The organism is Phenylobacterium sp., assembly GCF_025351295.1.
Lineage (GTDB): Bacteria > Pseudomonadota > Alphaproteobacteria > Caulobacterales > Caulobacteraceae > Phenylobacterium.
Genome location: NZ_JANXWD010000154.1, coordinates 1 through 21,508, shown reverse-complemented (window position 1 = coordinate 21,508; position 21,508 = coordinate 1). Strand labels below are relative to the sequence as shown.

The 21,508-nt window shown below is 70.6% G+C and carries 28 protein-coding genes; 11 read left to right on the top strand and 17 right to left on the bottom strand.

Translation table 11 applies throughout. From position 1 onward, the window contains the following. The first annotated feature begins 262 nt into the window (after positions 1–262). The 5 genes from Q0R13_RS20740 (at position 263) to dnaQ (ending at position 4,037) form a co-directional block, all read left to right on the top strand. Entirely contained in the window at positions 263–1,132 is an 870-nt protein-coding gene (locus tag Q0R13_RS20740; protein ID WP_293907539.1) for a pyruvate, water dikinase regulatory protein, read from the top strand. Next, on the top strand, positions 1,129–1,719 hold the full coding sequence (locus tag Q0R13_RS20735) for a Maf family protein (protein ID WP_293907537.1): 591 nt from the start codon (positions 1,129–1,131) through the stop codon (positions 1,717–1,719). The genes Q0R13_RS20740 and Q0R13_RS20735 overlap by 4 nt, the downstream gene beginning before the upstream one ends. Next, the gene (aroE, locus tag Q0R13_RS20730) at positions 1,716–2,570 is read left to right on the top strand and encodes a shikimate dehydrogenase (protein WP_293907535.1); all 855 of its coding nucleotides are present in this window, start codon (positions 1,716–1,718) and stop codon (positions 2,568–2,570) included. The genes Q0R13_RS20735 and aroE overlap by 4 nt, the downstream gene beginning before the upstream one ends. After that, on the top strand, positions 2,567–3,163 hold the full coding sequence (gene coaE, locus Q0R13_RS20725; RefSeq protein ID WP_293907533.1) for a dephospho-CoA kinase: 597 nt from the start codon (positions 2,567–2,569) through the stop codon (positions 3,161–3,163). Before aroE ends, coaE begins: the two co-directional genes overlap by 4 nt. Before the next feature lie 169 nt (positions 3,164–3,332). After that, positions 3,333–4,037 (top strand): DNA polymerase III subunit epsilon, encoded by a 705-nt coding sequence (gene dnaQ, locus Q0R13_RS20720; RefSeq protein WP_293907531.1) that lies wholly within the window; start codon positions 3,333–3,335, stop codon positions 4,035–4,037. Positions 4,038–4,186: 149 nt separating this feature from the next. Here dnaQ and secB read toward each other — a convergent pair whose 3' ends face one another. Beyond that, entirely contained in the window at positions 4,187–4,672 is a 486-nt protein-coding gene (gene secB, locus Q0R13_RS20715; protein ID WP_293907529.1) for a protein-export chaperone SecB, read from the bottom strand. A gap of 170 nt (positions 4,673–4,842) precedes the next feature. Between secB and timA the strand changes: the two genes are divergently transcribed. The 3 genes from timA to Q0R13_RS20700 are packed head-to-tail and all read left to right on the top strand — an operon-like array spanning position 4,843 to position 7,123. Further along, entirely contained in the window at positions 4,843–5,460 is a 618-nt protein-coding gene (timA, locus tag Q0R13_RS20710) for a TIM44-related membrane protein TimA (RefSeq protein WP_293907528.1), read from the top strand. After that, positions 5,457–6,554 (top strand): MltA domain-containing protein, encoded by a 1,098-nt coding sequence (locus Q0R13_RS20705; RefSeq protein WP_293907526.1) that lies wholly within the window; start codon positions 5,457–5,459, stop codon positions 6,552–6,554. Before timA ends, Q0R13_RS20705 begins: the two co-directional genes overlap by 4 nt. After that, positions 6,551–7,123: a Smr/MutS family protein gene (locus Q0R13_RS20700; RefSeq protein ID WP_366853354.1), complete on the top strand. Its 573-nt coding sequence runs from the start codon at positions 6,551–6,553 to the stop codon at positions 7,121–7,123. The genes Q0R13_RS20705 and Q0R13_RS20700 overlap by 4 nt, the downstream gene beginning before the upstream one ends. A 6-nt stretch (positions 7,124–7,129) precedes the next feature. Here Q0R13_RS20700 and Q0R13_RS20695 read toward each other — a convergent pair whose 3' ends face one another. From Q0R13_RS20695 to Q0R13_RS20655, 9 genes are all read right to left on the bottom strand, one after another. Next, entirely contained in the window at positions 7,130–7,456 is a 327-nt protein-coding gene (locus Q0R13_RS20695) for a phosphoribosyl-ATP diphosphatase (protein ID WP_293907524.1), read from the bottom strand. Continuing rightward, the gene (gene hisF, locus Q0R13_RS20690; RefSeq protein WP_293907522.1) at positions 7,453–8,220 is read right to left on the bottom strand and encodes an imidazole glycerol phosphate synthase subunit HisF; all 768 of its coding nucleotides are present in this window, start codon (positions 8,218–8,220) and stop codon (positions 7,453–7,455) included. The genes Q0R13_RS20695 and hisF overlap by 4 nt, the downstream gene beginning before the upstream one ends. A 61-nt stretch (positions 8,221–8,281) precedes the next feature. Next, positions 8,282–9,004, bottom strand: a complete 723-nt coding sequence (gene hisA, locus Q0R13_RS20685; protein WP_293907520.1) for a 1-(5-phosphoribosyl)-5-[(5-phosphoribosylamino)methylideneamino]imidazole-4-carboxamide isomerase — start codon at positions 9,002–9,004, stop codon at positions 8,282–8,284. After that, positions 9,001–9,636 (bottom strand): imidazole glycerol phosphate synthase subunit HisH, encoded by a 636-nt coding sequence (gene hisH / locus Q0R13_RS20680; RefSeq protein WP_293907518.1) that lies wholly within the window; start codon positions 9,634–9,636, stop codon positions 9,001–9,003. Before hisH ends, hisA begins: the two co-directional genes overlap by 4 nt. A 10-nt stretch (positions 9,637–9,646) precedes the next feature. Next, a complete protein-coding gene (gene hisB, locus Q0R13_RS20675; protein WP_293907516.1) occupies positions 9,647–10,237 on the bottom strand; it encodes an imidazoleglycerol-phosphate dehydratase HisB in 591 nt (196 codons plus the stop codon). Between the two features lie 2 nt (positions 10,238–10,239). Further along, positions 10,240–11,229 (bottom strand): adenosine kinase, encoded by a 990-nt coding sequence (locus Q0R13_RS20670; RefSeq protein WP_293907514.1) that lies wholly within the window; start codon positions 11,227–11,229, stop codon positions 10,240–10,242. Positions 11,230–11,463: 234 nt separating this feature from the next. Beyond that, a complete protein-coding gene (locus Q0R13_RS20665) occupies positions 11,464–12,096 on the bottom strand; it encodes a DUF1190 domain-containing protein (RefSeq protein ID WP_293907512.1) in 633 nt (210 codons plus the stop codon). A gap of 11 nt (positions 12,097–12,107) precedes the next feature. Beyond that, positions 12,108–12,524, bottom strand: coding sequence for a DUF350 domain-containing protein (locus Q0R13_RS20660; protein WP_293907510.1), 417 nt, complete (start codon positions 12,522–12,524; stop codon positions 12,108–12,110). Between the two features lie 36 nt (positions 12,525–12,560). Then, positions 12,561–13,202 carry a DUF2491 family protein gene (locus tag Q0R13_RS20655; protein WP_293907605.1) on the bottom strand — a complete coding sequence of 214 codons (642 nt, stop codon included), beginning with the start codon at positions 13,200–13,202 and terminating at the stop codon, positions 12,561–12,563. Positions 13,203–13,503: 301 nt separating this feature from the next. Here Q0R13_RS20655 and Q0R13_RS20650 point away from each other — a divergent pair, with 301 nt between their 5' ends. From Q0R13_RS20650 to Q0R13_RS20640, 3 genes are all read left to right on the top strand, one after another. After that, positions 13,504–13,953: a DUF2170 family protein gene (locus Q0R13_RS20650; protein WP_293907508.1), complete on the top strand. Its 450-nt coding sequence runs from the start codon at positions 13,504–13,506 to the stop codon at positions 13,951–13,953. A gap of 12 nt (positions 13,954–13,965) precedes the next feature. Then, positions 13,966–14,736: a PspA/IM30 family protein gene (locus Q0R13_RS20645; protein ID WP_293907506.1), complete on the top strand. Its 771-nt coding sequence runs from the start codon at positions 13,966–13,968 to the stop codon at positions 14,734–14,736. 230 nt (positions 14,737–14,966) lie between these two features. Then, the gene (locus Q0R13_RS20640) at positions 14,967–16,130 is read left to right on the top strand and encodes a glutathionylspermidine synthase family protein (RefSeq protein WP_293907504.1); all 1,164 of its coding nucleotides are present in this window, start codon (positions 14,967–14,969) and stop codon (positions 16,128–16,130) included. Between the two features lie 163 nt (positions 16,131–16,293). On the opposite strand, the gene Q0R13_RS20635 is transcribed toward Q0R13_RS20640, so the two are convergent. The 7 genes from Q0R13_RS20635 to murJ all read right to left on the bottom strand — a co-directional run. Continuing rightward, on the bottom strand, positions 16,294–16,665 hold the full coding sequence (locus Q0R13_RS20635; protein WP_293907603.1) for a Fur family transcriptional regulator: 372 nt from the start codon (positions 16,663–16,665) through the stop codon (positions 16,294–16,296). 68 nt (positions 16,666–16,733) lie between these two features. Beyond that, complete coding sequence (gene rimI, locus Q0R13_RS20630; RefSeq protein ID WP_293907502.1) at positions 16,734–17,189, bottom strand: ribosomal protein S18-alanine N-acetyltransferase; 456 nt, start codon at positions 17,187–17,189, stop codon at positions 16,734–16,736. Continuing rightward, the gene (gene tsaB, locus Q0R13_RS20625; RefSeq protein ID WP_293907601.1) at positions 17,186–17,827 is read right to left on the bottom strand and encodes a tRNA (adenosine(37)-N6)-threonylcarbamoyltransferase complex dimerization subunit type 1 TsaB; all 642 of its coding nucleotides are present in this window, start codon (positions 17,825–17,827) and stop codon (positions 17,186–17,188) included. Before tsaB ends, rimI begins: the two co-directional genes overlap by 4 nt. A gap of 35 nt (positions 17,828–17,862) precedes the next feature. Continuing rightward, positions 17,863–18,438 (bottom strand): NifU family protein, encoded by a 576-nt coding sequence (locus Q0R13_RS20620; protein WP_293907500.1) that lies wholly within the window; start codon positions 18,436–18,438, stop codon positions 17,863–17,865. 185 nt (positions 18,439–18,623) lie between these two features. Next, on the bottom strand, positions 18,624–19,100 hold the full coding sequence (locus Q0R13_RS20615; RefSeq protein WP_293907498.1) for a universal stress protein: 477 nt from the start codon (positions 19,098–19,100) through the stop codon (positions 18,624–18,626). Between the two features lie 36 nt (positions 19,101–19,136). After that, positions 19,137–20,171 carry a tryptophan--tRNA ligase gene (trpS, locus tag Q0R13_RS20610; protein WP_293907496.1) on the bottom strand — a complete coding sequence of 345 codons (1,035 nt, stop codon included), beginning with the start codon at positions 20,169–20,171 and terminating at the stop codon, positions 19,137–19,139. Positions 20,172–20,300: 129 nt separating this feature from the next. Beyond that, positions 20,301–21,508: murein biosynthesis integral membrane protein MurJ (gene murJ, locus Q0R13_RS20605; RefSeq protein WP_293907494.1), on the bottom strand; the 1,208-nt coding region annotated here is incomplete at its 5' end.

Below are 21,508 nucleotides of genomic sequence, written 5' to 3'. Positions count from 1 at the left end.
GGCCAAACCCTCGGAGGCCATTAGGGTTTCGTTAACACTTCGCGGGAGAACGCCGGGCGCCGATGCGGCCATCGCCCGGCGCTCGACTTCGGACGGTCAAGCGGCGCCCCGATCCGCAGCCTGGGGGTTAACGAGGCGTAAACGGGCCCGTTCATACAGCCGATCCCGGCCGGGGCCCGGCGGGCCCACATTCCACCTCGTCTATCCCCAAGGCCCGCGAGCTTCGCTAAGAGAGTACCCACAGGATCCGTCCCCAGCTTCCGTGAGCCCGTCCCCCGTGCCGAACACCCCGCCGCCCCGGCTCGCGACCTACTTCCACGTCCACCTGGTGTCGGACTCCACCGGCGAGACGCTGAACGCCATGGCGCGCGCGGTCTGCGCCCGGTTCGAGAACGTGCTGCCGATCGAACACATCTATGCCTTGGTCCGCTCGCAGCGGCAGCTGGACCGGGCGCTGGGCGATATCGAGGAGGCGCCGGGGATCGTGCTGCACACCATCGTCGACGAGAAGCTGCGCGACGCCCTGGAGGAGGGCTGCCGGCGGATGGACATGCCCTGCCTGCCGGCCCTGGACCCGCTGGTCAGCGCCATGCAGCGCTACCTAGGGGCGGCGACCACCAGCCGGGTGGGGGCGCACCTGCGGCTGGACAACGACTATTTCAACCGCATGGACGCGCTGAATTATGCCATCGGCCACGACGACGGCCAGGGCGGCCAGGACCTGGACCAGGCCGACGTGGTGCTGCTGGGGGTGTCGCGGACCTCGAAGACCCCCACCTGCATCTACCTGGCGCACCGCGGCGTACGGGCGGCCAACGTCCCGCTGGTGCCCGGCCGGCCGCTGCCGGAGAAGCTGTTCCACCTGAAGAACGCCCTGATCGTCGGGCTGCTGATCGCGCCGGACCGGCTGATCCAGATCCGCCGCAACCGGCTGCTCAGCCTCAAGGAGACCCGGGAGTCGACCTACATCGACCAGGACAAGGTGCGCGAGGAGGTGATCGACGCGCGGCGGCTCTATGAGCGCCACGGCTGGCCGACCATCGACGTCACGCGCCGCTCGGTGGAGGAGACGGCGGCGGCGGTGATGAACCTGCTGCACAAGGGCCATGGCCAGGTCGAGGTGCTGGGGTGAGCCTCATCCTGGCGTCGAAGAGCGCCGCGCGGCGGGCCGTGCTGGCTGGCGCGGGCGTACCGCATGAGGCGGTGGTGCCCGGCGTCGACGAGGACGCGGTAAAGGCGGGGCTGCTGGCCGAGGGCGCGGGGCCGCGCGAGGTGGCCGACGCGCTGGCGGAACTGAAGGCGATCAAGGTGTCGCGCAGCCGCCCGGGCCTGGTGATCGGCGCGGACCAGACGTTGGACCTGGACGGGCAGCTCTACGACAAGGCCGAGACCGTGGCGGCGGCCCGCGAACGGCTGCGGATCCTGCGCGGCAAGACCCACAAGCTGCATTCGGCGGTGGTGGTAGCCCGCGACGGGGCGCCGATCTGGCGCGAAGTGGCGACCGCCAGCCTGACCATGCGCGACTTCTCCGACGCCTTCCTCGACCACTACCTGGCGACCGAGGGCGAGGCCGCCCTGGGCTCGGTGGGCTGCTACCGGCTGGAGGGGCCGGGCGCGCAGCTGTTCTCGCGGATCGAGGGCGACTATTTCGCCATCCTGGGCCTGCCGCTGCTGGGCCTCCTGGACCTGCTGCGGCGGCACGGGGAGCTGGCGGCATGATCACCGGACGCACGGTGGTGGCCGGCGTCGCGGGTCGGCCGGTGGGCCATTCCCTGTCGCCGATCCTGCACAACGCCTGGCTGGCGGCGGCGGGGATCGACGCGGTCTATGTGGCCTTCCCGCTGGAGGGCGACGGGTTCGAGGCCTTCGCCCACGCCCTGCGCGGCGGGGTGGTGCGCGGCCTCAACGTGACCCTCCCGTTCAAGGCGCGGGCGCTGGCGGTCGCCGACCAGGCCAGCGACCTGGCGCGGCGCTCAGGCGCGGCCAATGTGCTGACCTTCGAGCCCGATGGACGGATCCTGGCCCACAACACGGACGGCATCGGCCTGCTCCGCGCCTTCCAGCGCCAGGCCCCGGCCTGGGACGCGGCGGCAGGCTCGGTGGCGGTGCTGGGGGCAGGCGGCGCGGCGCGCGGCGCGGTGGCCGCGCTACTGGGGGCCGGCACGCCCCGGGTGTGGGTGGTCAACCGCACCCTGGCCCGCGCCGAGGCGATCGCGCAGGCCCTGGGGCCGCAGGTCCAGGCCCTGCCGCTGGGCCGGGCCGGCGAGGCGCTGGCCGACGCCACGGCGGTGATCAACGCCACCTCGGCCGGCCTCGCCGGGCAGGGCGGCCTGCCCGTGTCGCTGGACGCGACCCCGGCGGGGTGCGTGATCATGGACATGGTCTACCAGCCGCTCGACACCGCGTTCCTGCGGCAGGCGCGCGCCCTGGGCAGGTCCACGGTGGACGGGCTGGAGATGCTGATCGGCCAGGCGGTCCCGGCCTATGAGGCCTTCTTCGGCGCGCCGCCGCCGGCGGGGGTGGATGTCCGCGCCCTGGCCCTGGCGGCCCTGGCGGGGGACCGAGGATGAAGGTGATCGGGCTGACGGGCTCCATCGGCATGGGCAAGTCGACCACCGCGGCGATGTTCCGCGAGGCCGGGCTGCCGGTCTATGACGCCGACGCCGCGGTGCACGAGCTCTACGACCGGGGCGGCGCGGCCGTGGGTCCGGTGGGCGAGGCCTTCCCGGGCGTGGTGGCGGACGGGCGGGTCGACCGCGAGGCGTTGCGGCAGCGGGTGCTGGGGCATCCCGAGGAATTGAAGCGGCTGAACGCCATCGTCCACCCGCTGGTGGGCCAGGACCGCGGCGGGTTCATGAGAAAGGCACAGGCCGACGGCGCCGACTGGGTGGTGTTCGACGTGCCACTGCTGTTCGAGACCGGCGGCCACGCCAATGTCGACGCCATAGTGGTGGTCTCGGCGCCGGCGCCGATGCAGCGCGAGCGGGTGCTGGCCCGGCCGGGCATGAGCCCCGAGCGCCTGGACGCCATCCTGGCCCAGCAGCTGGCCGATGCCGAGAAGCGCGCCCGGGCGCACTATGTGGTCGACACCGGCCAGGGCCTGGAGGCGGCCCGCGCCCAGGTCCGGGCGATCGTCGCGGCTCTGCGTCTGAAGACGGATTAACCACTAAAAACACTGAAGACACTGAAAGGGGGGCAGATCGCCGGCGTACCCTGATAATCCTTATCGCTATATATTTCAGTGTTTTCAGTGTTTTCAGTGGTTCAAAGAATGGGCCGGCGCGGCGTCTCCGCGGTTGAATCGCGGGCCGCAATCGGGGCATGAAGGCGGGATGGCGCGCGAGATCGTTCTCGATACCGAGACCACCGGCTTCGATCCGAAGACCGGCGACCGGCTGGTGGAGCTGGCCTGCCTGGAGATCGAGAGCTTCGTGCCGACCGGCCGCAGCTTCCACGTCTATATCGACCCCTGCCGCGACATGCCGGCCGACGCCCAGCGGGTGCACGGGCTGTCGGCAGCCTTCCTGCGCGGCAAGCCGCGGTTCGAGCATCCCGAGGTGGTCGAGGCCTTCCTGGACTTCGTCGGCGACGCGCCGCTGATCGCCCACAACGCCGGCTTCGACCGCGGCTTCCTGAACTGGGAGCTGGCGAACTGCCGCCGCGAGCACCTTCCGGAGCATCGCTGGATCGACACGCTGGCGCTGGCCAAGCAGCGCTTCCCGGGGATGCACAACTCGCTGGATGCGCTGTGCAAGCGCTTCAAGATCTCGCTCAGCGAGCGGGAGAAGCACGGCGCGCTGATCGACGCCAAGCTGCTGGCGGCGGTCTATCTGGAGCTGAAGGGCGGCCGCGAGCGGCGCCTGGAGCTGTCCACCGCCGCCATGACCGCGGCGGCGGCCGTCGCCGCGCGTAACGAATATGGGGTCAGGCCCCGCCCGCTGCCGCCACCCTCCACCGCCGAGGAGCGCACGTTGCACGCGGCGTTCATCCGCGGCGCGGTGAAGAGCGAGGAGCTCTGGGGGCGGTTCGGGCTGTAGGCGCGCGTTTCCCTCCCCTTCATGGGGAGGGCCGACTCGCCGAAGGCGAGCGGGGTGGGGAGCCCACATTCAAGCTCAGCGCCCGGTCGTGACTTCCCCACCCGGACCGCTTCGCGGTCTGTCCCTCGCCATGAAGGGGAGGGAAAAGATCAGGCGTGCCCCACCACCGGTTCCACGGCGCCGGCCTTGCGGGCGGCGTAGACGCCGCCGAAGTCGATGGGGTCCAGCAGGAAGGGCGGGAAGCCGCCTTGCGAGGAGACCTCGGCGATCACCTGGCGGGCGAAGGGGAACAGGTAGCGCGGGCACTCGATCAGCAGCACCGGCTCCATCTCGTCGGTCGGCACGCCGGTGATCTGGAAGACGCCGCCGTACAGCAACTCGACCACGAACAGCGGGCCGTCCGAGCGGTTGGCGCGGGCCGAGAGCTTCAGGTCCACCTCGAACAGGCCATCGTCGCGGCCGCGGGCGTTCATCTCGACGTTGAGGTCGATCTGCGGCTGGTCCTGGCTGGGGCGCAGGGCGTCGGGCGCGCGGGGGTTCTCGAACGACAGGTCGCGGATGAACTGGGCGAGGATGCGGATTCCGGGCTCACCGCCCTCGGCGGCGACCGGCGCGCCGGTGTCGATTTCGCTCATGGGTGACGGAATTCTCTCAGGCGGAGACGCGGGAAACGCGCCGGTTCAGGGGCGAGCGGCTATCATGGCCCCCCGGGCGATGCAACGCCGCCCCTGACGGCGGCGTTGCAAGAGGACTATATAGGCCGAAGGGGTGTATGGTCCCTGTTAGAGCCTCCTTGAAAGCCGACGTGCAAGTTCTGGAACTGATCATATTCGCGGGTCTCGCCGCCATCGTGCTCTACCAGCTCTATGCGGTGCTGGGCCGGCGCGTGGGCCGCCAGCCCGAAGACGGGCCCGCCGCCGAGGCCGCCGCGCCGCTGCTGCGCCCGCTCGACCGACCCCTCGAGCCGGTCGACGACGGCGTCCACCTGACCGGCCTGGCCGCGGTGAAGGCCAGGGACCCCAGCTTCGACATGACGACCTTCCTGTCCGGGTCGAAGCAGGCCTACGAGCTGATCGTCAAGGCCTTCGCCGAGGGCGACCGGCCGACGCTGCGCAACCTGCTGGCCCCCAAGATCCTCGCCGACTTCGAGACGGCCATCGACGGCCGCGAGGGGGAAGGCCGCACCGAGACGGTGGAGTTCCTGCATCCGCCCCGCGCCGACCTGGACAAGGCCGAGGTGGTCTCCGGCGACCTGGCCCAGTTGACGGTCCGCTTCCTGGCCGAGTTCCGCAGCCGCACCAAGGGGCCGGAGGGCGAAGGCGTCGACGACCGCCGCACCGCCGAGCTGTGGACCTTCGAGCGCCGGCTGAAGAGCAAGGACCCCAACTGGGCCCTGGTCCACGTGGACGCCGCCGAAGCGTGAGCCGCCCGCGCCTGCGTCCTGCCACGGCGGTATTCGCCGCGCTGAGCGTCGCTGCCTGCGCCACGCCGCACGCCGTCCCGGCCCCTCGCGACCTGCCTCCGGCCCAGCCCTACGCCTATCCGCGGCCGCCACCCGAGCGGTCGCCGCTGCCCGAGCCGCCGCGGCGGCTGGAGCTGTCCGCCCTGCCCGGTTGGACGCTGGAGGACCACGATGCGTCCTTCACCGCCTATCGCGCCACCTGCGGCGTGGCGCGCGACCCAGCCCTTGCGGACCTCTGCGCCCGGGCCAGGCTGGCGCGGTCGGTGGCCCCGGGCGACGGGCGAATCTTCTTCGAGACCGCGTTCCAGGCCGAGCCGATCGCCGGCGCGGGCGTGCTGACCGCCTATTTCGCGCCGATCTATGAGGCCAGGCGGCGGCCGGACGGCGAGTTCAGCGCCCCGGTGCGGCCCAAGCCGGCCGACCTGACGCCCGGCGCGCCCTACCTGGACCGGACGGCCATCGAGGCCCAGCCGATCGACAAGCCGCTGGCCTGGATGCGGCCGGAGGAGCTGTTCTTCCTGCAGGTGCAGGGCTCCGGCGTGCTGGTGTTCGAGGACAGCCGGCGGCTGAAGGCGCTCTATGCGGCCAACAACGGCCTGCCGTTCGTCGGCGTGGCCAACGCGATGCGCGACCGCGGCCTGCTGGCGCGCGACAACACCTCGGGCGACGCGATCCGCGCGTGGCTGGCGGCACACCGGGGGCCGGACGCCGACCAGATCATGCGGCTGAACCCGCGCTACGCCTTCTTCACCCTGGCCCCGGACGACGGCAAGCCGCCGGTGGGGGCGGCCAATATCACCCTGCCGCCCGGCCGCGCGGTGGCGGTGGACCCGGGCTTCCACCTGATGGGCGAACTGCTGTGGATCGACGCCGAGGCGCCCTTGCTGGCCGGCGCCTTTCCGACCTACCGGCGGCTGGTCACTGCGCTCGACACCGGCGGGGCGATCAAGGGCGAGGTCCGCGCCGATCTCTACCTGGGCCAGGGCGACGCCGCCGGCGCAGAGGCCGGCCGCGTGCGCCACACCCTGCGGCTCTATCGGCTGGTCCCGCGATGAAGCGGCCGCTGAAGCCAGAGGAGCTGAAGGTGTGGTCGATGGTCGCCGCCACGGTGCACCCGCTGCCCGGGCGCGGCGTCCCGAAAGCGCCAGCCGAGTCGTTTCCCTCCCCTTCATGGGGAGGGACAGCTCGCGAAGCGAGCCGGGTGGGGAAGTCAGGATCAAGCCGCGCCGCGGGGTCCGGCCCACCGCTCCCCACCCCGGCCGCTGCGCGGCCTGCCGCTCCCCATAAAGGGGCGGGAAAGGGGATCGAGCCGAACCGCCGGCAGCGGATCGCGCGGGATCGGGAGGAGATCGGCGGCCGCATCGACCTGCATGGGATGACCCAGGACCGCGCGCGGCCGGCGCTGGAGGCGTTCCTGATCCGCGCCTGGGACGAGGGCTTCCGCGCGATCCTGGTGATCACCGGCAAGGGCGTCCAGGGCGACGGCGTCCTGCGCCGCCGGGTCCCCGAATGGCTGGGCGCCGCCCACCTGGCCCACATCGTCGCCGGCATGTCGGAAGCCCACCGCAAGCACGGCGGCGAAGGCGCGCTCTACGTGGCGCTGAAGCGGAAGGCGCGGGGGTGACGGCGCCTACTTGGAGCGCGCCGACTTCTCCGCCAACCCCGACTTCCCCTCGCGGGCTTCCAGCTTTTCGGCGACTTCGTCGAGGCTGACGCCGGCGGCGGCGATGACCACCAGCCAGTGGTAGATCAGGTCGGCGCTTTCCTCGGTGAGGGCGTCGCGGTCGCCCTGGGCGGCGGCGATGACGGTTTCGACGGCCTCTTCGCCCAGCTTCTTGGCGGCGCGGTCCAGGTCGGCCAGCAGCTGGGCGGTATAGGAGGCGCCCTGGTCGGCGCCGCGGCGGCTTTCGATGGTCTCGGCCAGGCGGCCGACGACGGCGGAGAATCGGCGGTTCATGCGGGCTCCGTAAGGCGGACGGGGATGCCGGCGGCGGCCATGGCCTGTTTGGCCTCGCCGATCCCGACCTCGCCGAAGTGGAAGATGGAGGCGGCCAGCACCGCGTCGGCCCCGGCCAGGACGGCCTCGACCAGATGCCGCGTATTGCCCGCGCCGCCCGAGGCGATCACCGGCACGCCGACCGCGGAACTGACCGCGCGCACCAGCGCCAGGTCGTAGCCGGTCTTGGCGCCGTCGCGGTCCATCGAGGTCAGCAGGATCTCGCCCGCGCCCTTCGCGACCACCTCGATGGCGTAGTCGACGGCGTCGAGGCCGGTCGGGTTGCGCCCGCCATGGGTGAAGACTTCCCATCGCGCGCCGATCCGCTTGGCGTCCACCGAGACCACCACGGCCTGGCTGCCGAAGGCGTCGGCGCAGCGGGCGACCACGTCGCGGTCGTTCACGGCGGCGGTCATCACCGAAATCTTGTCGGCCCCGGCCAGCAGCAGGCGCCGCGCATCCTCGACGCCGCGGATGCCGCCGCCCACGCTGAGCGGCATGAAGCAGACGTCCGCCGTGCGGGCCACCACGTCCAAGATCGTGCCGCGGTTCTCGTGGCTGGCGGTGATGTCGAGGAACATCAGCTCGTCGGCCCCGGCGGCGTCATAGGCCTGGGCCTGTTCCACCGGGTCGCCGGCGTCCCGCAGGTTGACGAACTGCACGCCCTTCACCACCCGGCCGTCCTTGACGTCCAGGCAGGGGATGAGGCGGATCTTCAGGCTCATCCTGCTTCGCTCCTGACGGAGCTTCGCAGGACGGGTCCTTCGAAGCCTTGCCGAAGAAGGATCATGCGGCCACGCGCAGGGCCTGGGCGGGGTCGATGGCGCCGTTGTAGAGCGCGCGGCCCAGCACGGCGCCGGCCACCGGCACGCCCTTGCGCTTCTTCAGCCGCACGATGTCGTCGATGCTGGCCAGGCCGCCGGCGGCGATCACCGGGATCGAGACCGCGTCGGCCATGGCCCCGAAGGCCTCGACGTTGAAGCCCATCACCGTGCCGTCGCGGTCGATGTCGGTGACGATCAGGGCGGCGACCCCCACGTCCTCGAAGCGGCGGGCCACGGTGATCGCGTCCAGGTCGCTGTCGGCGGTCCAACCCTCGACGGCCACCTTGCCCTTGCGCACGTCGACGCTGACGGCGATCTGCTCGGGATAGAGCTTGGCGGCGGCCAGGACCACGGCGGGGTCCTTCACCGCCACGGTGCCCAGGATCACGCGGCTGACGCCGGCCTCGATCCAGCGCTCGATGTCGGCCAGGGTGCGGATGCCGCCACCCAGCTGCACCGGCACCGAGACGGCGTGCAGGATCGCCTCGACCCCCGGCGCATTGACCGCCTGGCCCTGCACCGCCCCGTTCAGGTCGACCACATGGATCCAGTGGAAGCCGGCCTCGACCCAGGCGCGGGCCTGGGCGGGCGGGTCGGCGTTGAACACCGTGGCGGTGGAGAGGTCGCCGTGCAGGACGCGCACACACTGGCCGTCTTTCAGGTCGATGGCCGGATAGAGGATCACGGGCGCCACTCCAGGAAGTCGGACAACAGTTTGAGGCCGGTGGCCTGGGATTTCTCGGGGTGAAACTGGACCCCTGCCATGTTGCCCCGCGCCACCGCGGCGGGGAAGCGTCCGCCGTGGTCTGTCCAGGCGGCGATGTCGGCGTCGTCGGTGGGGAACATGGCGAAGGAGTGGGTGAAGTAGACCGGCTCGCCGGCCCTGGCGCCCGCCAGCATCGGCAGGTCGCCGACCCCGGTCAGGGTGTTCCAGCCCATGTGCGGGATCTTCAGGGCCCGGTCGGAGACCTCGATCTTGCGCACGTCGCCGTCGATCCAGCCCAGGCCGGGGGTGACGCCGAACTCCAGCCCGCGGCTGGCCATCAGCTGCATGCCGACGCAGATGCCGAGGAAGGGGACGCCGCGCCCGGCGACCGCGCGGTTCATCGCCTCGATCACCCCGCTCCGCGCCGACAGCGCCGCCATGCAGGCGGCGAACGCGCCGACGCCCGGCAGCACCACGGCGTCCGCGCCGGCCACCGTCTCCGGATGATTGGTGACGACGATCTCCGCCCGTCCGCCGGCCACGCGGACGAGGGCCTTTTCAGCCGAGCGAAGGTTGCCCGACCCGTAGTCGATCAGGGCGATCCTCTGCATCGTGATGATCCTAGAGGACGCCCTTGGTGGAGGGCGCGTGGCCGAGGGTCTTGGGGTCGACCTCGACGGCGGCGCGCAGCGCCCGGGCCAGGGCCTTGAAGCCGCTCTCGGCGATGTGGTGCGAATTGGCCCCGTAGAGGGTCTCCAGGTGCACGCAGGCGCCGCAATTCATCGCGAAGGCGTGGTGGAATTCCTTGAACAGCTCGGTGTCCATGTCGCCGACCTTGGGGGTCCTGAACTCGACCTTCCAGATCAGGTAGGGGCGGTTGGAGAGGTCCAGGGCGCAGCGGCTGAGCGTCTCGTCCATCGGGATATAGGCGTGGCCGAACCGGCGGATGCCCGTGAAGCCGGGGATCGCCTGCTTCACCGCCTGGCCGAGCACGATGCCGGTGTCCTCGACAGTGTGGTGCATGTCGATGTGCAGGTCGCCCTTGGTCTCGACGGCGAGGTCGATGCCGCCATGGCGGGCGAAGCTCTCCAGCATGTGGTCGAAGAAGCCGATGCCGGTGGAGATCTGCGACACGCCGGTCCCGTCCAGGTCCACGGCCACGCGGATCTGGGTCTCCTTGGTGTTGCGGACGACTTCGGCCTTGCGGCTCATCGTTACAGTCCTTTGGCTGCGGCCAGGTCCTTGAGCGAGACCTGCGGCCGCGGGCCGTAGTGCGAGATCACCTCGGCGGCCGCCAGCGAGGCCAGGCGTCCGCAATCGTGCAGCGACCGCCCCCGCGACAGGCCGAACATGAAACCGGCTGCGTATTGGTCGCCAGCGCCGGTCGTGTCCACGACTTTCTCCACCGGCTCGGCGGCGATGTGCAGCAGCTCGCCCTTGGAGACGATCGTCGAGCCTTTTTCGCTGCGGGTGATCGCGGCCAGGTCACAGTGGGTGCGGACCTGCTCGCAGGCCTCGTCGAAGTCGTCGGTCTCGAACAGCGCCAGGATCTCGCCCTCGTTGGCGAACAGCAGGTCCACCTGGGTCTCGATGAAGCCCTTGAGGCCGCCCCGGTGGCGCTCGACCACGAACCTGTCGGACAGGGTCAGCGCGATCTGGCGGCTGGCCCCGTGCGCGAAGGCCGCGGCCTTGGCGAACGCCTTGCGGGCCGCCTCGGCGTCGAACAGATAGCCCTCCAGGTAGACGATCTTCGAGGCCTCGACGGTCTCGGGGTCCACGTCGCTGTCGGTGAACTCCACCGAGGCGCCCAGGAAGGTGCACATGGTGCGCTGGGCGTCGGGGGTGACGTTGATCATCGAGACGCCGGTGGCCGGGCCGCCGACCAGGGGCGTGTTCTCGAACCGGGCCCCGATGGCGCGCATGTCGTGGGCGAAGGTGCGGCCCAGCTGGTCGTCGGCCACCTTGCCCATGAAGACGCCGCGGCCGCCGAAGCTGGCCAGGCCGGCGATGGTGTTGGCCGCCGAGCCGCCCGAGGCCTCCACCGCCTGGGCCATCCTGGAATACAGCGCCGCCGACTGCTGGGGATCGACCAGCATCATCGCGCCCTTGGTCAGGTTGTTCTCGGCCAGCCAGGCGTCGGTCGCCGGGGCGATCACGTCGACGATGGCGTTGCCGATCGCGGCGACGTCGTAGAGATCCGGCATTGCGGGGCTTTCGTGCGGGCGTAGGGGCGGGCGATTACAGGGAAAGGCGCACGGAGGCCAGGGGCGTAGGTTGCTCCCCCGTTGGGGAAGCCGTCAGCGAAGCTGACTGAGGGGGTCCGCTCAAAAGGTTCGATAGGGCGCCTCAGCGGCGCACAGAGCGCTTCGGCGGCGCCGTCGTGGAGGACCCCCTCCGGCGCTTCGCGCCACCTTCTCCGACGGGGGAGGAACTTGGCGTTACCCCCCGAACCCGCCGTGGAAGCCGCCTTCGCCGCCGAAGCTGTGGCTGGACATGCGGCCGCCGAAGCCGCCGCGGGAGATCACCGAGGCGCGGGAGATGGTCTTCGGCGGGCCGTGCATGACGTCGGGGGCGTCGAAGCCGCGGGAGCCCAGGCGGGTGCGGCCGGTGGAATAGTCGGTGAAGATCCGGCCGCCGGAGGAGGTGTAATACCCGCCGTCGCGCCAGTCGCGGTACATGCCGCGGCCGCCCCAGCCGCCGTCCAGCATGCGGCCGACCACGAAGCCGGTGATCAGCGGCCCCCAGAACGAGCCGCCGCCACCACCACCGTTGTTGGCGTTGCGCGGCACGCACTGGCCGGGGCCGTAGACGTCCTCGCAGGAGGCCTGTTCCTTGTAGGTGGCGGTCTTCTGCTGGTCGGCCAGGGCGTTCTTCTGGGCGGTGTCGCAGGCGTCGTCGGGGATCTGGTTCTTGTCCTTGCACTCCTGAACCGAGGCATAGGTGTAGGCGTCGACCGCCGGGCCGGGGTTCTGGATGCGGACATTGTCGGCGTTGTCGCCGCCGCAGGCGGTGAGCGAGACGCCGCCCAGGGCCATCAAGCTGGTCAGCGCGAGTTTGCGGGTGCGTTTCATGGCGGCGGACCTCAGGTCGACATGCAGGCGGCGTTCAGGATGCCGACGGCCAGCGAGATCATCAGCAGATAGAGGGCGGCCGACATCTCGCCGCGCTCGATGCGGGCCGAGAGGTCCGGCAGCGCCAGGCGGCGCACCACCCAGAAGGCCACGATCTGGATCACCCCGGCCAGGGTTGCCCAGGCCACGAATTCCAGCAGGCTCTCGGTGTGGGTAAGCGCCGAGGCGAGCGGGATCACATAGCCCAGCACCGCCCCGCCCAGCGCCACGGCGGCGGCCGAATTGCCGGCCTTGATCAGGGCGCCCTCGTTGTGCGGCGTGATCGCCTGGTAGATGGCCTTGAAGATCAGGGTGAAGGCGCCCGCCGCCACGAAGGCCAGGCCGAAGCTCTGGGCGCCGCTGAGGAACGCAATCGGGTCGAAGATCATCGTTTTCCTTTCGAATTCGGACGCGTGGCGCCGCGTCTAGGCTTCGAATTCTCCAACATTGAGGGGGATGCCGACCATGATCTCATGGGTCAGGTCGCCGCCTTCCGGCTCCATCTCCAGCGCCAGAAGCAGCTCGCGGCCATCGCCCGGCAGGTCGCGGGCGAACAGCATGCAGGTCTGGTAGATCTTGCGGAAATTGATCCCGGTGCGGTCGTCGTAGACGGTCTCCCAGAAGCTGACCGGCTCCTGGCGCTCGTCGGTGTCGCCGAACCAGAAGCGGCGGTAGTCCGGCAGGGTGGGGTCGCTGAAGGTGCGCCCGCGCAGCCGGTCGGCCCAGACGCGCTTGGCGGCGCCGTCCGGCGGATAGGCGCTGGACCACGGCCCGAACAGGGTGAAGTCGTTGGCGTCCTGGCCCATGGCGTCGCTGCTGACCATCTGCAGCATCATGTCGTCGTCGGTGTAGAACCGGTGCACGAAGCCGTCGGCGCCCAGGTCGATCCGGCCCTGGGCGACGATCTCCAGGGTGTCGGTGTCGAGCCGGAACTTGGTCTCCGACCCCAGCCGGCGCCACGCCAGGGCGTCCAGGCGTACGCTGCGCCCGATGGTGACGTTGCGCACCACCGGAATCACCTGGTCGCGACCGTCGTCGCCCTTGTTTCCGAACAGTCCCCGGAGGATCACGTCATCAGCCCTTGTTCTAAACCGATCATAGTCCCATCTTGCGCCCTGTCAAACATACGCGTATTCATACCATGAACATATGCGAAAGCCGAAGGACAAGGCGGCGGGCCTGAGCCCCGCGGAACGGACCCGGCACTGGCGCGAGGAGCGCCAGCGCCTGGGGCTCGTGAAGCTGGAGCTTTGGGTTCCTCCCGGCGCCAAGTCGCATATCCAGGCGGCCGCACGAGCCATCGTCACAGCGTCGAGCCGCGGACCGGCGCTGTGGGACAACCCTGAACCTCCGCCAGGATCATATCAAATGGACCATGTCATCGACACCGATTGGTCGGTGAAGAGTCTCAGCCGGGCGCTGGCCGAGACCCACCTGCTGCGCGAGGGCGAAATGACCGCCCGCGTGGTCGAGGGGACCGACCCGGTGCTGCACATCGCCATGCACGAGTTCGGCGACCTGCCGGTGTTCCTGAGCGTGGGCGCCGAGCAGATCGTGGTCTCCGCTATCCTGTGGCCGGTGGACGAGCAGCCCGACCAGGCGGCCTTCAACACCTTCCTCCTGAAGGCCCAGAAGCTGGTGCCGCTGTCGAATTTTGGCATCACCACCGTGTCCGGGCGCGACTACTATGAGCTCTTTGGCGAGCTCTCGTGCAAGACCACTTTGCAGACCGTGGTGATCGAGGTGCGCATGCTGGCCGAGAACGCCATCCGCGCGGCCTCCGACCTGCGCGACAATTTCAGCCACGCCGCCGCCTAAGGGGGTCCGACCATGTCCATCTTCTCAAAGCTCCTCACCCTGCTGCGCGGCGGCGCCCATGACGCCGGCGCCGCCGTCGTCGACGCCAACGCCCTGCGCATCCTCGACCAGGAGATCCGCGACGCCGACACCGCCCTGGGGCGGGCCCGCGACGACCTGGCCACCCTGGTCGCGCGGCGCCGCATGCTGGAGAAGGAGCTGCAGGGCCTCAGCGACCAGTCGGGCCGCTACGAGAGCTCGGCCCGCGCCGCGCTGGCCAAGGGCGACGAGACCCTGGCCCTGGAGGTCGCCACCCGCATTTCCGAGCTGGAGGCCGAGGTCGCCCAGAAGACCCCGCAGCTGGCCGACATGAAGACCGCCGAGCAGCGGCTGCACGCCACCATCGCGGCCACCCAGACCAAGGTCGAGAACCTGCGCCGCGAGATCGACACGGTGAAGGTCAACGACAGCGTCCAGCGCGCCCAGGCCGCCGTCGCCTCCCGCGGGGCCGGCGCCACGGCGGCGCTGGGCTCGGCCGCCGACAGCCTCAAGCGCATCAAGGAGCGCCAGGCGATCCAAGACGAGCGCTTCAAGGCCGCCGCCGAGCTGGAAGACCGCCGCACCGGCGCCGACCTCGACGCCAAGCTGCAGGCCGCCGGCATCCTGCCGGGCGGCGCTTCGTCGGCCAACGACGTCCTGGCCCGCCTGCGCGCGCCGAAGGGCGAGGCGATGCCGCAGCTGGAAGCCCCGCACCTCCAGATCGAGGCCCAGCCTGTGCCGGTAGCGCGGGACGAGAAAACCTAAGGCGCGGCCGCCTCCTCTCCCCCGGCGCGCAGCGCCGAGAGGGAGAGGGTAGGGAGAGGGTCGGCTGGACCCCTGGGTTCGTACCGATGGCAGCCCGAGGATCATCAGCGGCGACGTGAAGGACTCATGGCTGAACCAAGGGCGGCACACCGCTGCACGAGCCGACCCTCTCCCTACCCTCTCCCCCTCCGCTTCGCGGGGGGAGAGGAGCTGATCGGATCGAGGAGACCATGAAACGCATCAAGACCGACGAGCGGCCCGGCTGGGATGAGAAGGCGCAGGCGCTGGGCTTCACCTGGCGCCACCTCGACGGCGCCCGGTACTGGGACGAGCGGGCCTATTACGAGTTCACCCTGGCCGAGGTCGAGGACGGCCTCGAGGAACCGGCCCGGGAACTGCACGCCCTGTGCCTCGACCTGGTCGCCGAGGTGGTGAAGAGCGAGGCGCTGATGGAGCGCCTGGCGATCCCGGCGGCGTCGCGCGACGACGTGGCGGAGAGCTGGGCCGCCAAGGCGCCGTCGCTCTATGGCCGCTTCGACTTCGCCTATGACGGCCAGGGTCCGGCCAAGCTCTACGAATACAACGCCGACACCCCGACCAGCATCTATGAGACCGGCACCTTCCAGTGGATCTGGCTGGAGGACATGATCGAGGCCGGCCGCCTGCCGGCCACCACCGACCAGTTCAACAGCCTGCACGAGAAGCTGGAGCAGCGGTTCCGCGCCCTGTTCCCGGCCGGCGGCTTCGTCCACTTCGCCAGCGACCCTGACTCGGTCGAGGACCGTCAGACGGTGAAGTACCTGGAGGACATCGCCGGCCAGGCTGGGATCGAGCCCAAGTTCGTGCCGGTGAACCAGATCGGCCTCGACGCCGACGGCCGGTTTATCGACCAGGACAACTACCTGATCGGGGCGCTGTTCAAGCTGTACCCGTGGGAGGACATGTTCCGCGAGGACTACGCCGCCAAGATCAAGGGCTCGAAGACTCAGTTCCTGGAACCGGCCTGGAAGGCGGTGCTGTCCAACAAGGGGATGCTGCCCCTGCTCTGGGACCGCCACGCCGGCCACCCGAACCTGCTACCGGCCTTCTTCGAGGACGACCCGCGCGCCGCCGACCTGGGCAATTCCTATGTGAGGAAGCCGCTGTTCTCCCGCGAGGGCGCCAACATCGAGCTGGTCGCCGCCGGCCGCCGCGCCAAGGTGCTGGATCAGGGCTATGGCGAGGAGGGCCATATCCGCCAGCGCCTGCACACCCTGACCGCGTTCGACGGCAACTACCCCGTGATCGGCGCCTGGATGGTCGACGCCGAACCCGCCGGCATCGGCATCCGCGAGGACCGTAGCCGCGTGACCAGGAACCTGTCCCGCTTCGTGCCGCACGTGATCGTCGGCTGAGGCCGGTCACCCAGATGTGTCATCCCGGTTTCGCTGCAGGCGAAGACCAGGACCCACGACCGGTCGCCGCGGCAGGACGACAGCGAAAGGCCGAGCCTGATGGTGGGTCCCGGTCTTTGGCTGCGCCAAAACCGGGATGACACCGCGATGTTGGGTGCGGTGCTCACTCCTCCAGTGGCATGCCGTAGAGTTCCAGGCGGTGGTCGACCAGGCGGTAGCCGAGCTTGCGGGCGATGGCTTCCTGGAGGGCCTCGATCTCTTCGTCGACGAACTCGACCACCTTGCCGGTCTTCATGTCGATCAGGTGGTCGTGGTGCTCGTCGGAGTGTTCCTCGTAGCGTGAGCGGCCGTCGCGGAAATCCAGCCGGTCGATGATCCCGGCCTCCTCGAACAGCCGCACGGTCCGATAGACCGTGGCGATCGAGATGTGCGGGTCGACGGCGTGGGCGCGGCGGTGCAGTTCCTCGACATCCGGGTGGTCGACGGCAGCGGACAGCACGCGGGCGATCACGCGCCGCTGGTCGGTCATCCGCATATTCTTCTCGAGGCAGAGCTTTTCGATGCGGTCCGACACGGGTCCTCTCCTTTGACCTGACGATAGGTCTAGTGGGCCGATGACGTAAGGTCGAGCCGCATCACCAGGGCGTCGGCGCGGCCGTTTGCGCCGCGGTCGTAATAGGCTTTGCGCAGCCCGGCGCGGCTGAAACCCAGGCGCTCGTAGAGGCCGACGGCGGCGACGTTGTCGATGTCGACCTCCAGGAACATGACGCTGGCCCCCACCGCGCGGGCGGCCCCCATGGCGGCGGTCATCAGGGCGACGCCGATCCCCTGGCGCCGCGCCCAGGGCGGAACGGCCAGGGTCAGCACCTCGGCCTCGCCGCCCATCGCCCGGCACAGCACGACGCCCATCGGGTCCTCGCCGGCGGCGACGAAGGCATAGGCGCCCGGTCCCGCCAGGAAGGTCTTGAAGGTCGCCGCGTCCCAGGGCCGGTCGAAGGCCTGGGCGTGGGCCGAGGCCATGGCCGGGGCGTCGGTGGCGCTGGCGCAGACCAGCTTCATGCGAGCAGCTTGCCGCCCGGCAGCCTGGCGTCGGGTGCGCGCAGGTAGAGCGGGTGGATCGGGGTCGGCGCGCGGGCGGCGGCCAGGCGGGCGACCTGACGCGCGTCGCAGCCGTCGGGGATCAGGATGGCGGCGTCTGGGGTTGCGTCTGCCAGCAGCGGCGCGCCCGAGCCGACCAGGGTCAGCGGCCGGCCCCTGGCCAGCTCCGCTAGCCGCGCCGCCGCCACGCCGAGCGGCAGGACGTCGGGCGCCATCAACGGCGCGCCGGCCTCGAAGACCTGCAGGTAGACCTGCTCGCGCCGCGCATCGAGCACCGCGGCGACCAGGCCCTGAGCCTCCGTGGCCAGGGCCTCCAGCGACCCGACGCCCACGGCCGGGATCGAAAGCGCCGAGGCCAGGCCCTTGGCGAAGGCCACGCCGACCCGCAGGCCGGTGAAGGAGCCGGGCCCGACGGTCGCGCCGATCCGCCGCAGGCGGTTGAAGGGCAGGCCGGCCTCAACCATCACCGCCTGGGCCATGGGCGCCAGGCGCTCTTGGTGGCCGCGGGCCATGGTCTCGGAGGCGAAGGCCAGCACCCGCGCGCCATCCAGGACGGCGACCGAGCAGGCGTTCAGGCAGGTGTCGAGCCCCAGGACGATCATCCGCGGTGGGGGTAGCCGCTTACGGCGCGCGCTTAAAGGGCCTGTTCGACCGCGGTCACTTCTGGGACGTAGTGTTTCAGCATGTTCTCGACGCCGGCCTTCAGGGTGGCGCTGGACGACGGGCAGCCGGAACAGGCGCCGCGCATGTTCAGCCAGACCACGCCAGTGGCGACGTCGAAGCGGTTGAACAGGATGTCGCCGCCGTCCTGGGCCACGGCCGGGCGGATGCGGGTGTCCAGCAGGTCCTTGATCTCGGCGACGATCTGGGCGGTTTCGCCCTCATAGACGCCCTCGTCGTGGCCGCCGGCCTCGCTGTCGTCCGCGTCGGCGAACAGCGGCCGCCCGGCGGTGAAGTGATCCATGATCGCCGCCAGGATCGGCGCTTTCAGGAAGGCCCAGTCCTCGTCGGGGGTCTTGCCGACGGTGATGAAGTCCGGGCCGAAGAACACCCGCGTCACCCCGTCCAGCTCGAACAGGTCGGCGGCCAGCGGCGAGGCGGCGGCCTCCTCGACGCTGCGGAAGTCCCGCGTGCCCTCGCCCAGCACGGCCTTGCCGGGCAGGAACTTCAGCACCTCGGGGTTGGGCGTGGGTTCGGTCTGGATGAACATGGGAGAGATGTGGCGCTTAGCGAGCCGAAGCGCAAGTTTCCCTCCCCTTCATGGGGAGGGACAGACGGCGGAGCCGTCAGGGTGGGGAAGTGTGGGCCGGAGCTGGGCGTAGGTGCTAGAACCCCGAGCTCCCCGCCCTGGCCGCTTCGCGGCCTGTCCCTCCCCATGAAGGGGAGGGAAAAGCGTCACGCCAGGTCGGCGATCTCCTCGTCGGTGAGGTCGCCGGGGACGATGGTGATGGGGACCTTGCGGTCGCCCCACTTGACGCCCTCCTTGGCGATCGAGGCGACCAGCGGGCCCGGGCCGCGGCCGCCGACCGCGGCGGCCAGGACCATGATCTTGATGTCGGGGTCCTCGCTCAGCACCTGGCGGAGCGCGGCGCGGGTGCTGTCGGCCTCGCGGATCAGGTATTCCGGCGGCAGGCCGGTCTCGGCGTGCACGTACTCGGCGGCCTGCCGCAGGGCGGCCTCTGCCTCCTCGCGCTGTTGGCGGGCGATCTCCTCGCGCACGCCGGACCAGTGCTCGAACACGGCGGGCTCGATCACCCGCAGCAGGGCGACGTGGCCGCCGGTGGAGCGTGCGCGGCGGCAGGCGAAGCGCAGCGCCGTCTGGAACTCCGGCGTGTCGTCGGCGACCACCAGGAACTTGCGGCGCGTGCTCATGGGGGGAGCGTGCGGCGCCGCCCCGGCCGGCGCAAGTCAGCCCGCCCAGAACCCCACGATGCGCTTGACCTCGGCCAGGGTTGGGGCGGCGACCTCGCGGGCGTGTTCGGCGCCGGCGGTGAGGATGCGGTCGATCTCGGCGGGGTCGGCCAGCATCCGGCGCATCTCGCCGCCAATCGGGGCCATCACCGAGACGGCGAGGTCGGCCAGCTTCGGCTTGAACGCCCCGAAGCCCTGGCCGGCGAACTCGGTGAGCACGTCCTGCGCCGTGCGACCCGAGAGCGCCGCATAGACGCCCACCAGGTTCTCCGCCTCGGCGCGGCCCTTCAGGTCTTCCAGCTTCTCCGGGAGGACCTCGGCGTCGGTGCGGGCTTTGCGCACCTTCTGGGCGATGGTGTCGGCGTCGTCGGTCAGGTTGATCCGTGAGTTGTCCGAGGGGTCGGACTTGGACATCTTCGCCGACCCGTCGCGGAGCGACATGATCCGCGCGCCGGGGCCCTGGGTGAGGGCGTCGGGCAGGGGGAAGAAGTTCGGGGCGCCGAAGTCGTGGTTGAACTTGGCGGCGATGTCGCGGGTGAGTTCCAGGTGCTGGCGCTGGTCCTCGCCGACGGGCACGTGGGTGGCCTTGTAGATCAGGATGTCGGCGGCCTGCAGCACCGGATAGGTGTAGAGCCCGACGCTCTCGCGCTCCTTGTGCTTGCCGGCCTTGTCCTTGAACTGGGTCATCCGGTCCAGCCAGCCGAGGCGGGCGACGCAGTTGAACACCCAGGCCAGCTCGGCGTGGGCGGGCACCGCCGACTGGGCGAAGATGGTCGCGACCTTGGGGTCCAGGCCGGTGGCCAGGTAGGCGGCGGCGATCTCGCGCACCTGGTCCTTCAGCTTCGCCGGGTCCTGCCAGGCGGTGATGGCGTGCAGGTCGGCGACGAAGATGAAGGTCTCCATCTCGTGCTGCAGGCGCGCGAACTTCACCAGGGCGCCGAGGTAGTTGCCCAGGTGCAGGTCGCCGGACGGCTGCACGCCGGAGAGCACGCGGGGTTTGCCCGCGTAGGGGGCTGGGGCTTGGTCGGTCATGATGCTGGGCTTCTGGATTGAACGGACAGGCGGGCGCAAGGCCCGAGTTCGCGGGTCAGCGGGTCAGCGCCATCGCCAGCTGAGGTGTCCGGTCAGAGCCATGGCCGCGCCAATACCGCCGCGCGCGGCTCACGGCAAGTCGGCGAGCGGGGCGGACCTGTCGCCCTTGCGGCGGCGGAAGGCGGCGCGGGCCTCGGCCGGGGTGACCCCGCCGAACGCGAACAGCAGCACCGGATAGAGCGCGATCCCGGCCGCCGAAAGCAGCAGCACCGTGATCTCCTTGGCGCCCAGCGGCCCCAGATGCAGGTGCGCCAGCGGGGCCTCCAGCACCGGCCGGAAGTGCGAGCCTATCGCGACAGCCGCGCCCATGCCGAGGCTGGCCAGCGTGACCCGGATCATCTTGCCGACCGCGCGCGCCGAGGGGCTCCATAGGCCCTTGGCGCGCAGGCGCAGCACCATCTGGACCACGGTGATCCAGGAGGCCGCGGCCGTCGCGAAGGCGATCCCCTGGAAGCCGATCGAGAAGAACAGCGCCACGCCCAGCACGATGTTCACCACCACCGAGACCAGCGAATAGATCATCGGGTTGCGGGTGTCGCCGCGGGCGAAGAAGGCCGGTTGCAGGATCTTGATCAGCACGAAGGCCGGCACGCCCCAGCCGTAGTGGAACAGCAGCCTGGCCGAATCCGCCGCATCCTGGTGGGTGAAGGCGCCGCGCGCGAACAGGCCGTCGGTGAGATAGCCCGGCATGCCCATCAGGGCGGCGGCGGCGGGCAGGCTGAGCGCCAGGCCGAACACCACCGCCTGGTCCATGGCGCCCTGGGCGTCGTCGTGGTCGTCCACCTGCAAAGCCGTCGACAGGCGCGGCAGCAGGGCCACGCCGATGGCCACGCCCACCAGGCTGAGCGGCAGCTGGTAGAACCGCTCGGCCACGTTCAGCCAGACCCGCATCCCGGCCACCTGGCTGGCCAGCATGGCGGAGATGAACAGGTTGATCTGGGTGGCGCTGGAGGCGATCACGCCGGGCACCATGCGGCGCACCAGGGCCTTGATCTCCGGCGTGAAGCGCAGGTGGCGCGGGTGGATGCGGGCGCCGGAATGGTGCGCACCCCACCAGCAGAGGCCGGCCTGGCTGATCCCGGCGACGATCACCCCCCAGGATGCCGCCCACGCCGCCCGGGTCGGATCGTTCTGCGGCAGCACGACCGCCAGCATCACCACGTTCAGCAGGGTCGGATAGAAGCCGTAGACGATGAACCGCCCCCGCGCCGTCAGCACCCCGGCGAACAGGGCCGCGATCACCATGCACGGCAGGTAGGGCATGGTGACCATGGTCA

What these genes read in the sequence shown, in the direction of transcription:
- Q0R13_RS20645 (WP_293907506.1), top strand. Translation starts at nt 13,966, where the DNA reads ATGTCCATCTTCTCAAAGCTCCTCACCCTGCTGCGCGGCGGCGCCCAT.
- trpS (WP_293907496.1), bottom strand. Translation starts at nt 20,171, where the DNA reads ATGACCGACCAAGCCCCAGCCCCCTACGCGGGCAAACCCCGCGTGCTC.
- aroE (WP_293907535.1), top strand. Translation starts at nt 1,716, where the DNA reads ATGATCACCGGACGCACGGTGGTGGCCGGCGTCGCGGGTCGGCCGGTG.
- Q0R13_RS20695 (WP_293907524.1), bottom strand. Translation starts at nt 7,456, where the DNA reads ATGAACCGCCGATTCTCCGCCGTCGTCGGCCGCCTGGCCGAGACCATC.
- Q0R13_RS20615 (WP_293907498.1), bottom strand. Translation starts at nt 19,100, where the DNA reads ATGAGCACGCGCCGCAAGTTCCTGGTGGTCGCCGACGACACGCCGGAG.
- hisB (WP_293907516.1), bottom strand. Translation starts at nt 10,237, where the DNA reads ATGAGCCGCAAGGCCGAAGTCGTCCGCAACACCAAGGAGACCCAGATC.
- secB (WP_293907529.1), bottom strand. Translation starts at nt 4,672, where the DNA reads ATGAGCGAAATCGACACCGGCGCGCCGGTCGCCGCCGAGGGCGGTGAG.
- Q0R13_RS20670 (WP_293907514.1), bottom strand. Translation starts at nt 11,229, where the DNA reads ATGCCGGATCTCTACGACGTCGCCGCGATCGGCAACGCCATCGTCGAC.
- Q0R13_RS20620 (WP_293907500.1), bottom strand. Translation starts at nt 18,438, where the DNA reads ATGTTCATCCAGACCGAACCCACGCCCAACCCCGAGGTGCTGAAGTTC.
- Q0R13_RS20635 (WP_293907603.1), bottom strand. Translation starts at nt 16,665, where the DNA reads ATGCGGATGACCGACCAGCGGCGCGTGATCGCCCGCGTGCTGTCCGCT.
- Q0R13_RS20700 (WP_366853354.1), top strand. Translation starts at nt 6,551, where the DNA reads ATGAAGCGGCCGCTGAAGCCAGAGGAGCTGAAGGTGTGGTCGATGGTC.
- hisF (WP_293907522.1), bottom strand. Translation starts at nt 8,220, where the DNA reads ATGAGCCTGAAGATCCGCCTCATCCCCTGCCTGGACGTCAAGGACGGC.
- Q0R13_RS20650 (WP_293907508.1), top strand. Translation starts at nt 13,504, where the DNA reads ATGGACCATGTCATCGACACCGATTGGTCGGTGAAGAGTCTCAGCCGG.
- dnaQ (WP_293907531.1), top strand. Translation starts at nt 3,333, where the DNA reads ATGGCGCGCGAGATCGTTCTCGATACCGAGACCACCGGCTTCGATCCG.
- Q0R13_RS20640 (WP_293907504.1), top strand. Translation starts at nt 14,967, where the DNA reads ATGAAACGCATCAAGACCGACGAGCGGCCCGGCTGGGATGAGAAGGCG.
- Q0R13_RS20660 (WP_293907510.1), bottom strand. Translation starts at nt 12,524, where the DNA reads ATGATCTTCGACCCGATTGCGTTCCTCAGCGGCGCCCAGAGCTTCGGC.
- coaE (WP_293907533.1), top strand. Translation starts at nt 2,567, where the DNA reads ATGAAGGTGATCGGGCTGACGGGCTCCATCGGCATGGGCAAGTCGACC.
- hisH (WP_293907518.1), bottom strand. Translation starts at nt 9,636, where the DNA reads ATGCAGAGGATCGCCCTGATCGACTACGGGTCGGGCAACCTTCGCTCG.
- Q0R13_RS20665 (WP_293907512.1), bottom strand. Translation starts at nt 12,096, where the DNA reads ATGAAACGCACCCGCAAACTCGCGCTGACCAGCTTGATGGCCCTGGGC.
- rimI (WP_293907502.1), bottom strand. Translation starts at nt 17,189, where the DNA reads ATGAAGCTGGTCTGCGCCAGCGCCACCGACGCCCCGGCCATGGCCTCG.